Origin of the sequence: Mucilaginibacter sp. L3T2-6 (genome assembly GCF_030519355.1) — a bacterium.
GTDB lineage: Bacteria > Bacteroidota > Bacteroidia > Sphingobacteriales > Sphingobacteriaceae > Mucilaginibacter.
Genome location: NZ_JAUMKC010000008.1, coordinates 100,948 through 114,367, shown reverse-complemented (window position 1 = coordinate 114,367; position 13,420 = coordinate 100,948). Strand labels below are relative to the sequence as shown.

Annotated in this window: 6 protein-coding genes; 5 read left to right on the top strand and 1 reads right to left on the bottom strand. The window is 43.2% G+C overall.

What is annotated here, in order from left to right; genetic code table 11:
• The first annotated feature begins 609 nt into the window (after positions 1-609).
• The 5 genes from Q3W13_RS11080 (at position 610) to Q3W13_RS11060 (ending at position 12,322) form a co-directional block, all read left to right on the top strand.
• The gene (locus Q3W13_RS11080; protein ID WP_302863749.1) at positions 610-3,825 is read left to right on the top strand and encodes a TonB-dependent receptor; all 3,216 of its coding nucleotides are present in this window, start codon (positions 610-612) and stop codon (positions 3,823-3,825) included.
• 24 nt (positions 3,826-3,849) lie between these two features.
• Positions 3,850-5,715: a RagB/SusD family nutrient uptake outer membrane protein gene (locus Q3W13_RS11075; RefSeq protein ID WP_302863748.1), complete on the top strand. Its 1,866-nt coding sequence runs from the start codon at positions 3,850-3,852 to the stop codon at positions 5,713-5,715.
• An 80-nt stretch (positions 5,716-5,795) separates the two neighbouring features.
• A complete protein-coding gene (locus tag Q3W13_RS11070; RefSeq protein WP_302863746.1) occupies positions 5,796-9,413 on the top strand; it encodes a VCBS repeat-containing protein in 3,618 nt (1,205 codons plus the stop codon).
• 17 nt (positions 9,414-9,430) lie between these two features.
• A complete protein-coding gene (locus Q3W13_RS11065) occupies positions 9,431-10,753 on the top strand; it encodes a vanadium-dependent haloperoxidase (RefSeq protein ID WP_302863745.1) in 1,323 nt (440 codons plus the stop codon).
• Positions 10,754-10,777: 24 nt separating this feature from the next.
• Positions 10,778-12,322, top strand: coding sequence for a VCBS repeat-containing protein (locus Q3W13_RS11060; protein ID WP_302863743.1), 1,545 nt, complete (start codon positions 10,778-10,780; stop codon positions 12,320-12,322).
• Between the two features lie 52 nt (positions 12,323-12,374).
• Here the strand turns inward: Q3W13_RS11060 and Q3W13_RS11055 are convergent, their stop codons facing one another.
• Positions 12,375-13,325 (bottom strand): multiheme c-type cytochrome, encoded by a 951-nt coding sequence (locus tag Q3W13_RS11055; RefSeq protein WP_302863741.1) that lies wholly within the window; start codon positions 13,323-13,325, stop codon positions 12,375-12,377.
• Positions 13,326-13,420 lie beyond the last annotated feature (95 nt).

The following is a 13,420-nucleotide window of genomic DNA, read 5'->3' as shown; positions in this document are numbered from 1 at the left end:
GGATTGTGGGGTTTTAAGCGCTTCACAGTGATAAAAAAGAATCACAACCAAATTAAACACTAATATAACCGGAATGTTACATTGTTATTTTGATAATAAAATAGTGACTTAATTATTGAAAATTTATAAAATTTGATTTTTTAGTATTGATATTTTATAAATATATGCTCCCGAATAATTAATTTATAAATCTTATTTTCTTACTTGTGTAAACAATACACTCTGTTTACATTAGTATCAATGCCAATGTAATTTTTTGCGCCAACAAAAAATTATACAAGACCTGATAGAATTATAACATTTATTGAATTAGTGCCCTTTTTGTGGCAGATAAATTAAGTATCAATAACATGGTATGTTTATTAATATACTTTAGATGATAAAACTTTTACATTTTTCCCATTTTCTCAATCTCACAGAAAGCGGACCCTCCCGTAAATGGGTGCGCCGGGCCTTTTTGGCGCCGGGTAAATTACCGGCCCCTTCATAATATTATATACCCAATCAGAACAACGATCTTAAATCAAATAAATTAATCAACTAAATCTCAATCTCATGTTTAAAAGTTTACTCCTAAGGGGAAGAACATTGTGTCTGCTGCTATGCTGCATGATTTCTTCATTGGTAGTTACAGCGCAAACAAAACACACAGGTAAGGTTATCGGCAGCGATGACAAGCAACCTGTGGTTGGTGCATCCGTAAGGATTAAAGGCACCAATACCGGCGCTGTTACGGACGTTAACGGCGAATTTAGCCTTAACCTGAGTCCGGGTAACGTACTTGTTGTAAGTTATCTTACCTATCAAACAAAAGAAGTTACTGTTCAGAACGATCAGTATCTTACAATCACTTTAACTCCGGCCAGCAACACGCTGAACGAGGTAATTGTTACAGGTTACCAAACCCAGCGCAAAAAAGACATCTCCGGTGCGGTAGCAACGGTAGACGTGGCTGCGGCTAAGGTTGTGCCAACTACCAACGCAGAGTCGTTACTGCAGGGTCAGGCAGCTGGTGTTACCGTTGTTGAGCAGGGTGCTCCTGGCGCCGGCGCTAACGTTTATATTCGTGGTATAAGTAACTTCGACAATTCGAGTCCCTTATATGTAATCGACGGTGTACAGCGCAGTGGCATGGGCGACTTGAACCCGAACGACATTGAGTCAATCAACGTGTTAAAGGATGCAGGTTCTGCGGCTATCTACGGTGTTGCGGGTGGTAACGGTGTGGTGGTTATTACCACTAAAAAAGGTAAACAGGGCAAAACCAGGTTTACTTATGACGCTTATTACGGTGATCAGATCGCACTGGGAGGCAATCCGTTCAACGTGTTAACCGCTGATAATTTTGAAGCCTTATTGCGTCAGATCCAACCGGACAACCTTTTAATTAAAGACAACGGAGGCCATTTTTACGATTATGGTTACCAGGGCCCGGGTGCAAAAGGACAGGCTAATGAAGGCGATCCTGCTGTAGATCCGGCTAAATATAACCTGGATCCTAACAACCCGGGTAACGACTACCTGATTCAAAAATTTGTTAAAGGCCAGGGTACCGATTGGTTCCATGCTTTGTTCAAAAATGCACCTGTTCAGTCGCACACGGTATCTGCTAGCGGCGCTAATGAGAAGAATAATTACTATTTCTCTTTAGGGTATTTGAATCAACAGGGTACGCTGATTAATACTTTCTACAAAAAGTATCAGGCCCGTATAAATACCAACTTCTCATTAAGCAACTCGATACGGGTAGGTGAAACATTAAACGTTTATTTTGACGAAAGTCCTCAGGGTAGCGGAAATATCCCGGGCGGTAACCAGGGTGAAGGTAATGCGATATCATACAGCTACCGCATGGAACCTCAGATACCAGTGTATGATATTAAAGGTAACTTCGGTGGTACTTACGACGGTTTAACCCAATTGGGTAACGGTAACAACCCCGTAGCAACGCAATATCAAAACGGCCTTGATTTAAGCCGCACCTGGAACATAGTTGGATCTACTTATGCCGAAGTTGACTTCCTGAAACATTTTACTGCTAAAACGCAGGTAGGTACCACTATTTATAACTACTATTATAATAACACTGTGCTTAACCCTTACTGGTCTGGTGAAGGTCATGCCGGGGCAAACGGTTATAATACTGGCGCAGGTTATGGCAGCGCTTATAACTGGACCAACACTGTTCAGTACAGCCAGGTATTCGGTAAGCACAACATAAAGGCATTCGCAGGCTTTGAGGCGAAAGATGAGCTTTCACAAAATGTAAGCGCTTCTGTTAACAACCTGTTTTCACTTGATCCTGCTTATGTGAGCATTGGTAATGGTACTGCTTCTTCAATACTTGCAAGCGGCGGCCCGGGCCCACGTTATTCACAGTTGTCATTCTTCGGCCGTTTAGATTACATATTCAATGACCGCTATATCTTAGCTGCAACTATCCGCCGAGACGGTGCTTCACGTTTCTATCCTGGCAGGCAGTGGGGTACATTCCCATCAGTGTCGTTAGCATGGCGCCTTTCTCAGGAAGATTTCTTAAAAGGCGTGTCATGGATCAATGACTTGAAACTTCGCGGAAGCTATGGTGAATTAGGTTATGACGGTAATATTGGTGATGGCAACCCCTATTCAGCATTCAGGTCAGGTATAGGCCCGGCCTCTTATGCGATAGGCGGCGGTATCAACTCCGCAACCGGTGGTTTCTATGCCTCGCAGATCGGTAACAGGAAAACAAGCTGGGAATCTGACGCGATAGCCAACGTAGGTTTAGATGCATCATTGTTCAATCATTTGGATGTGTCAGTAGAATGGTTTAATAAGATCAGTAAAGATTTGCTGTACGCTGTTACTTTGCCTGCAACAGTAGGGGGTGCTAATCCACCGGTAGTTAACGTAGGCCAGGTTTCCAATAGAGGTATTGAGATATCGGCAAATTACCATGGAAAGCTAAGCAGCGAAGTGAGCTTTAACGCAGGCGCAAACATTACTACTTACCACAGTAATATCGACAAGATCTCTAACGACGTAAAGAACGACTATTTCTATTCTAACTATCAGCGTCAGGACGCGCTGGTAAAAAACCAGGTTGGTCACCCGATCGGAGAGTTTTTCGGCTACCAGGTTGATGGTTACTGGAATACCCAGGCAGAAATTGACGCTGCTAATGCCAATGCGGCTGCTAAAACAGGCCAGGCCGGTGCAGTTTATCAAAACGGTTTGAATAATGGTGGTGAATCATTGGGTGACTTTAAATACCGTGATGTTAATGGCGACGGTGTAATAACTGATGCCGACCGTACATTTATCGGTAACCCGAACCCTAAATTCACTTATGGTATTAACTTAAGTGCAACCTGGAAAGGCTTCGATCTGTCAACAGTATTGTACGGTTCTTATGGCGCCAAAATATACAACTATACCAAATATTGGGTAGATTTTGGTGATACATTTGCGGGCAACAAGAGCAACGACCTGTTATTTAACTCATGGACCCCAAGCAACCCTAATGCAGCAACTCCAAAAGCAGCCGCGATAGGTGGATTCGGTACCAGCAGCACCATCAACTCGTGGTATGTATCTGGCGGCTCATTCCTTAAAATGCGTTCATTATCACTCGGCTATACATTTAAAGCAAATCTGCTTAAATCTATCGGCGTTGATAAGCTGCGCATTTATGCTCAAGGCATTAACTTGTTCACAGCTACTAAATACAAAGGGCTCGATCCGGAATTACCAGCTGTAGGAAGCAACGGTTTGGGTACCGACATAGGTGCATATCCAAACAACGAGAAGAAATACATTTTTGGTGTTAACTTATCATTTTAATGACTAAGACAAAATAATATAGTTATGAAAAAATTTAATAGCAAACTAATCGTCCCCGGTGCTATGGCGGTACTTGCACTCAGCTATTCGTGCAAGGATTACCTTAACAGAACACCTACGGGATCATTGAACACCATCATCCTGGCCAATAAGGCCGGCGTTGACGGATTGTTAATCGGTGCGTACTCCTTATTGGATGGCACCTACGGAGGTCAGCCCGGAAACACCTGGATGACCGGTACCGACAACTGGATTTATGGCAGTGTTGCAGCCGATGATGCGCATAAAGGCTCTACCCCTGATGACCAGGCTGATGCCGGTAAAATCGAAGCATACATCGCTACATCGGGCAACGGTTACCTTGATCCGAAATGGCGCGTAATGTTTAACGGCGTTCAGCGCGCCAATGATGTATTGCGCGAGCTGCCGCTGGTAAAAGACGGTTCAGTATCTGCTGCTTATGCAAAAGAAGTAACGGCAGAAGCCAAATTTCTGCGCGCATTTTATGAGTTTGACCTTGCTAAATTATGGCAGTATGTACCATATGCTGATGAAACCATCACCTATGACAACGGTAACTACAATATAGGTAACCCAACCCAGGTGTGGGACAAGATTGAGGCTGATTTGACAGCAGCAATGGCGGACCTGCCTGCTACACAAGCTGAAAAAGGCCGTGTAAACAAATACGCTGCTGAAGCATTTTTAGCCAAGGCGTATATGTTCGACCATAAGTATGACAAGGCGCTGGCTGCATTGAATGACCTGATTGCTAACGGCGTTACGTCAAGCGGCGCTAAATATGCCTTGGTTCATTATGCTGACAACTTTAACGCTCAAACAAAAAATAACTCTGAAGGCGTTTTTGTTATCCAGGCTTCTGTACATGACGGTTCAAACGGCGATAACGGATCTTCGGGCGGTACCTTGAACTTCCCTTCAGCCGGTCCTGCTACTTGCTGCGGTTTCTTCCAGCCATCATTTAGCTTTGCTAACGCATTTAAGGTTGATGCAACAACTGGCTTGCCATTGTTAGATACCTACAATGACAGTGACATCAAAAATGACCAGAACATAGCTGCTGATAAGCCATTTACACCTTATACCGGCACACTTGACCCTCGTTTAGACTGGTCTGTAGGTCGTCGTGGTATTCCTTACCTGGATTGGGGTGTAATGCCGGGTGCATCTTGGGCCCGTGACCAAACAGACGGTGGTCCGTACGTTCCTATCAAAAATACTTACTACCAGGCTGCTCAGGCATCAACCAGCGAAACATACGAAGGTTGGGCTCCAAACCAGTCTGTTGCTAACGGTTACAACGCTATCCGCTTTGCTGATGTGCTTTTGTGGGCAGCTGAGTGTGAAATTGAAATAGGTAGCCTGGATAAAGCACAGAATTATGTTAATATGGTAAGGGATCGTGCTGCGGACCCAACCGGCTGGGTACATACTTACAAGGATGACTCTAAACCGCTTGGTGGCTTTACCGATGTGCCTGCTGCTAACTACAAAGTTGGTTACTATGGCACTTATGCGGCAGCAGCCCACGGCGGCAAACAGAATCCCACAATGAGTTTTGCATTGCAGGGTAAAGACTTCGCACGCAAGGCGGTTCAGTTTGAGCGCAGGATTGAGCTTGGTATGGAAGGACACCGTTTCTTCGACCTTCAGCGTTGGGATGGCCGTTTCGGTGGCCCTATGGGTGCAGGTTTTATGGCTAATGTTTTAAATAGCTATCTTAACCATGAAATTCATGTGCCAAACTTCCCTTCAGCATTATTGAATAGTGCTCACTTTGTACAAGGAAAGAGCGAAGTGTTCCCTGTTCCGATTTCACAAATCAACTTAACCAACGGCGCAATTAAACAAAACGCCGGTTACAATTGATCCTGAAATTTTAATAAAAAAGAGGTGAGGATGATATCTTCGCCTCTTTTTTATTTTATACATTAGCGTGATTTAAAACTATGAGATTGCTGCGTTTTATTATTCTTTTTTGCATTCCTGTATTCCTTTTTTCATGTAAGCATAAAGATACTTTATTTGAAAAAATACCCTCCTCTTATTCCGGCGTGACTTTCGCAAATACTATAATTGAAAATGACACGATCAATCCACTGGATAAGTTAAATATTTACAACGGTGGTGGGGTTGGGATAGGCGATTTTAACAACGATGGGAGACCTGACCTGTACTTTGTAGGCAATGCTGTTTCAAATAAGCTCTATCTGAATAAAGGCGAACTAAAATTTCAGGATGTCACCAAAGAAGCAGGCGCAGAAGGTTCCAGCGGCTGGGGCAGGGGTGTTGCTGTAGTTGATATCAACAATGATGGTTTGTTGGATATTTACGTGTGCTATACGTTGCTGAATGATTCTGTTAAAAGGCGTAACCTGTTATATGTAAACCAGGGAATAGATAAACAGGGAATACCTCATTTTAAAGAGATGGGAAAAGAATATGGCCTGGATATAAATGTGCACTCAACCATGGCCTCGTTTTTTGATTATGATAACGACGGCGACCTGGATATGTACCTTACGGTAAACGAAGCCGCTCCCAACGAAAATACGAGTAGTTTCAGGCCAATAAGTACTGACGGATCCAGGAGAAGTACAGGCAGGTTATACCGGAATGATTGGGACCCGGTTTTAAAGCATGGTGTTTATCATAATGTTTCCAAACAGGCGGGTATACTTATAGAAGGCTATGGTCATGCAGCAAGTATTGCAGATATAAACCGCGACGGCTGGAAGGATATTTATGTGACCAACGATTTTTTAAGCAATAACATTCTTTACATTAACAATCACGACGGTACTTTTACCGATAGGACAAGAGAATACTTTAAGCACACCGCCAATAGTGCAATGGGGCAGGATATAGAGGACATTAATAATGATGGCCTGGCGGATGTTTTTGAGCTGGATATGAGCCCGGAAGACAATTACCGGCGCAAAATGTTCATGAGTTCAAACACTTACCAGTTATACCAAAACTTTGATTATTATGGCTATCAATACCAGTATAACCGTAATACATTACAAATTAACCAGGGGCCAAGGCCGGGTCAGAATGACTCTGTAGGCGCCCCCGCTTTCAGCGAAACTTCTTTTTTAAGCGGCACAGCCCAAACTGATTGGAGCTGGTGCCCTTTAATTACCGATTTTGATAACGATGGATACCGCGATATTGTGATAACTAATGGTTATCCCCGCGATGTAACTGATCACGATTTTACTACGTTTAGGGCGGAGGCATATTTAATTGCCAGTAAAAAGCAAATTCTCGACCAAATACCAATTGTTAAAATTCCGAATTATGCCTTCAAAAACGGCGGAAACCTTGAGTTTGCTGATGTAAGCAAAAATTGGGGGTTAACCGAGCCGTCATTTTCAAACGGCGCTGCATACGCTGATCTTGATGGCGATGGCGATATGGATATGGTTATCAACAACATCGACGACGAGGCATTTGTCTATAAAAATACCTTGCGCGATAAAGATAAGGCAGGAAACCATTACCTGCAGATACAGTTTAAGGGCGGGCCGCAAAATATTAACGGCATAGGCGCCTGGGCTGATATTTATTATGATAAAGGAAAACACCAGGTTTATGAAAATACACCATTCAGGGGGTATTTATCAACCATTCAAAATATAGCACATTTTGGCTTAGGCCGCGATTCATTGCTCGACTCTGTAGTAATAAGATGGGAAAATGGCAAAAAACAGACGTTGAAGCATGTTAAAGCTGATAGAGTATTAACGGTATCTATTGCTGATGCACATGAAAATTACAGTTTTAAGGAACCCACGTTAAACAGCCAATCATTGTTTCGAGAAGTAACACGTTCTGTTGGGGTTACTTACAGACACAAAGAGGACGATCTTGCCGACTTTAATATTCAGAAGCTTTTACCACATAAACTGTCTCAATATACTCCGGCTGTGGCCGTTGGCGATGTTGATGGTAACGGGTTCGACGATATGGTTGTGGGCGGTACTACCAAATATCCGGCTCAGCTGCTATTGCAGCAGGCAAATGGCAAATTTGTACAAAGGCCGCTTGCACCTGAACAGAAACAGGTTTCGGCACAGCCGAATTTAAGTATGGGCTTAACGGTAAATACAGAACAATTTAAGGACGAAGGATTGCTGCTTTTTGATGCCGACGGTGATGGCGACCTGGATCTTTACGTTGCCAGCGGCGGTTACGAGAAGACACCCAATTCAGCTTTTTACCAGGACAGGCTTTACTTAAATGACGGTAAAGGTAATTTTAAATTACAGGAAGACGCGCTGCCTTCAAATACAACCAGCAAGCTTTGTGTAAAGGCTATCGACTTTAATAAAGATGGCAGGCTTGACTTATTTGTATCGGGCAGGGTAGAGCCATGGAGTTATCCTAAGCCTGTTTCGAGCATTATATTGCGCAACGACAGCAAGGATGGACATGTGAAGTTTACCGATGTTACCGCCACTGTAGCAAAAGATTTGAAAAACATAGGTTTGGTATGCGATGCCACCTTTTCGGACTTTGATAACGATGGCTGGCCGGATTTAATTCTTACCGGAGAATGGATGCCGATAACTTTTCTGAAAAATGACCGCGGCGTATTTAAAAACGTTACCTCCGGTACAGGCATAAGCGATAAGCTTGGCTGGTGGAATACCATTGCTGCCGGTGATTTTAATCATGATGGCAAAACAGACTACATTGTTGGTAATACAGGGTTAAACACCTTTTTTAAGGCGTCAGAGCAATACCCGGTTTATATTACTGCCAAAGATTTTGATAAAAATGGCAGTTATGATGCTTTCCCATCTGTTTTTCTGAAAGATCAGGATGGAAAGCTAAAGGAATTTCCGGCCTACACACGCGATGATATTGTGAAACAAATGATCAGTATGCGCGTAAAGTTTCAGAATTATAAATCGTTTGCTACCGCAACGATGGACTCAGTGATCACCCCTGCAATGCGCGAGGGGGCAGTAAGGTTAAAAGCTAATATCCTGCAATCCTGTTATCTCCAGAACGAAGGCAACGGAAAATTCAAAATAACACCATTACCTATAGAAGCGCAAATGTCTCAGCTCGACGGGATAGTGGTTGACGATTTTGATGGCGATGGCAACCTTGACGTGGCAATAAGCGGGAATGATTTTGGTACCGACGTGTCTACCGGCAGATATGATGCATTTAACGGGCTTTTATTGAAAGGCGACGGAAGGGGCGGTTTTAAGGCACTTTCATTGCAAAAGAGCGGCTTATACATTCCGGGCGATGGAAAGGCTTTGGTTAAGCTACGGGGAGCGAAGGGCAATTATATGATAGCAGCAACCCAAAACCGGGACGCTATGAAGGTTTTTGAACTGAAACGTAATGTTAAAAGTGTCGCCCTGAAACCTCTTGATATGTTTGCCACGATAAGATATAAGAACGGCAAAACAGGAAAGATGGAGTTTTATAATGGTACATCGTTTTTGTCGCAATCGGGCAGATTTTTTAATATTGACCAGACTATGCAATCGGTAAGCGTAACTGATAGCTTTGGACACACGAGAAATATTCCCCTGAATTAATACTATTGTTTATTATTATGAGATACTTAAAATTACTAGCCGCTTTTACAAGCATCGTATTCGTTATTGCTGGCTGTAAGCATCAGGATAAGATCAAGATGCTAAGTGATGCTGATGTGCTGCACAATAACGAAAATCAGCTAACAACTGTAATTATTTATGATGTGTTTACGCCTCCGGTTGCCGCGCGAATTTATGGGTATACTGCATTGGCATCGTATGAGGCGATGCGTTATGCCGATCCCAAGTACAATTCAATAGTCAGTCAGCTCAAGTGGTTTGGTACGCCCCCTGCGCCTGAAAAAGGGAAGCAATATAACTTCGCATTGGCTGCCACCAAGGCCTTTTTTACCGTTGCCCATAAAATTACTTTTTCCGTTGATACGCTGAAGAAGTACGAGGATAAGGTTTATGCGATGTATAAAGACAACCTCGATGATTCAACATTTGCACGCTCGGTTGCTTTTGGCGAGCAAATCGGCAAATTTGTGGTAAAAAGATCAATGACGGATAACTATCCGCAAACCAGGGGGAAGCCTAAATATCTTGGCGATAATGGCCCGGGAAGATGGCGCCCTACACCGCCAGACTATATGGATGGCGTTGAATTTTGCTGGGGCGAGATCAAGTCGTTCGCCTTGGATACATCTTCTCAGTTTTCGCCGCCGCCGCCGCCACCCTACAGCGAGGACAAGAATAGTGCCTACGTGAAACAGTATACAGATGTATATAATACCAACAAGAATTTAACAAAAGAACAAATTGAAATAGCAAAATTTTGGGATGATAATCCCTTTGTGATACAGCACAATGGCCACCTGATGTTTGCTGATAAGAAAATCACTCCCGGGGGGCATTGGATTGGCATCACTGAAATTGCGTGCAGAAAAACACATGCTGACGGCATAAAAACAGCACAGGCATATGCGCTCACTTCAATTGCACTTTATGACGCATTTATTTGCTGCTGGGAAGTGAAATATAAATATAGTTATGCCAGGCCGGTTACCAATATCAATGAAAAAATAGATCATACCTGGCTGCCGTTACTGCAAACGCCGCCTTTCCCTGAATATACTGCCGGGCACTCGACTATCAGCGCCGCATCAGCAGTGATGCTGACTCATTTGTTCGGAGACAACTTTGATTTTCAGGATACAAGCGATTTAAGATATATAGGCATGCAGCGTCATTTTAAGTCATTTGATCTTGCTGCACAGGAAACGGCGATGAGCCGCTACTACGGAGGGATCCACTACCTGAACAGCTCGCTTTTAGGTGCAAAGCAGGGCAGGGAAATGGCCGAATTTATTTGGAATAAATTAAAACTAACTAATTGATAGGTTATTACTGACTTGTTTACTATGACGCGTAAAGCATATTTTCTTACAGTATTTTCATTTTTAATAATTATTGCTGTAACGTGCAGTGTAATTTTGGATGGCTGTAAAGGTCATCCGGCAGGCACGAGGTATGTTTTGACCGGCGATACGATTGTTGACGGGAAAAACCTGGTGCAGCAAAACTGCGCCAAATGTCATAGCCTGGTACCGGTGAATGCCCTGACTAAGGATGTCTGGAAATTTCATACACTGCCATTAATGAGTAAATATGTAGGGATAACCTATTACATGAACGGCTATTACAAGAGAGACTCGAGTGGATTGACCTTGCTTGAGTGGCAAAACATTCAATCTTACTACCAGAAAGTAGCTCCCGATTCGCTCCCTAAAGCAAAAAAGCCAATTGAGGCGCAGAACGATTGGGCTGGCTTTTTATTAAAAAAACCAGGGCCGGTAAAAGATGTTGCCTATACTACATTAGCCACAATTGATCCATTTAATCATAAAATTTATACGGCCGACGGCGTTTCGCATATGCTGCAGGAGTGGGGCGCTGATTTAAAACCTGAGAGATCGATAAATTTACCATCACCGGCCGTAAATGCAAGCTTTGCTAAGGATGAGAAGGGAAGCACCAGTATGACAATATCTTGTATTGGGCAGCTTGACCCGGTTGATTTTCCGAATGGTAAGGTTATCAACCTTAAATTCGAGGGAGATAAGCTTACACCTGGTGTTTTGGCGTCCGAAGTGCCGCGGGCGGTACAGGCTGTACAAGCCGATTTTAATAAGGATGGTTTAGTAGACTGGATAGTTTTGGGACAAGGATATCTGAAAGGCGGAGTGACATTATTCCGCCAAAACAAAGACAAGTCTTATCAAACAATCAATGTAAGTAACAAACCAGGTGCGGTAAAGGAAGTTACGGGCGATTTTAATAATGACGGGTGGACTGACCTGATGGTACTATTCGGCAGGGGCGATGAAAGCCTTATATTGTTTTTGAATGATCAGCATGGAAATTTCACCGAAAGACAATTACTGCGTTTTCAGCCGGTCTATGGCTCAACTGATTTTGCACTCACCGATTTGGATAAAGACGGTAATCCAGACCTGGTTTATACTTGTGGTTTTAATTACAACGAATCAAGAATATTAAAGCCATACCATGGCCTTTATGTATACCGCAATACCGGTAATTGGAACTTTAAGCAGGAATGGTTTTATCCGGTTAACGGCTGCACGAAATTGGTGACCGCCGACTTTAATGGCGATGGCAAGCTCGACATTATGACCTCGGCATTTTTTGCTGATTTAAAAAATAATCCCGCAGAGAGCTGCATTTATTTTGAGCAGGATAAGCCATTCAGTTTTAAACCGCATAATATACCGGTGAGCAAATACGGCCGCTGGATGAATATGGACGTTGGCGACTACAATAATGACGGCAGGCCTGATGTTATATTGGCCAATTACTCCACCGGATTTAATTTTCAGAATGGGTTGAAGCAATTCTGGGATAAAAATACGCCATTTATACTACTGCAAAACAATTTTAAAAGATAGCTTACTTGTTATTTAAAGTCACGGTTTAGTCGAAGGCAGATTGACACGAAGTTCAATATGCCTTTTTGGCTTTTATATACGCCAATATCTTTTGAGTTTCTTCCGGGTACACGCCAATATGATGGGTGTGTACTAATGCGCCTTGCTGGCCTGCTACGATTGTATGAGAAGGAAAGGCAGGCATATGGCATGATATGCAATTATTCGTCAGCATAGTTTCAGTAAATTTGCCCGTCAGGGTGCAGTAAGTATGCGATCGCTTGCTGTGGCAGGTCATACATTTTAATGCATACAATGTAAGCTTGTCCCGGTCATTAACATGCGCATTATGGCAGGTGGAGCAATCCAGGTTTGAATTGATAAAGCATTTGCTGCTTTCGAGCAATGCTTTTTGATTGCCATGTACATCAAGAAATTTATAATTTATATGGGCTGAAGTCCTGTTTTCGGCTATAAACTTCGATAACGTATCGCCCGGTTTAAAGCCAAAAGTAGGTTTTATAATAGGGCTGCCCGACCCAGAATGACATACGGCACACATATTGATCTTTTGCTCACGGCTAAGTGAACTAAACGGTACAATAAATTTCGCTTTTTTTTCGGTTGGATTATCGGTATGGAATTTAACATGCTGTGCTGCAGGCCCGTGGCAGCGCTCGCAATCTACACCGAATACAAGTGAGTTTTTCTCAAACCCCTCTACCCCGGAGTAAAAATTCGGAAGTTCAGGCGCCTCTTGTTTGGCGTATGACATGTGACAATCAAGGCATCGCGTATTTACGGCACGTTCGAATACTGCACGGGTAGAATCATATCCGGGGCTGTTTATCCAGCTATGTTTGTTGGCGACGTATGAAATTGGCAGCTGGAAGAGTTCATTTGCCAGCCAGTAAGCATAAGTCTGCCCTTTAACGCCGCCAAAAATTACGTCGAAACGGCGTGTTAGTTCAGGTTTACCATTTACATAGCTGGTTTGATACAAGCCACTGTCGGCTTTAGTCATCACAACCTTAGTATTAGGGGTGAAGGCAAACTCGTTAAGCCCTTTTCTGAAACTACCTTTTACAAGGCTATCAGAAGCCTCACTTGATGCCAGAA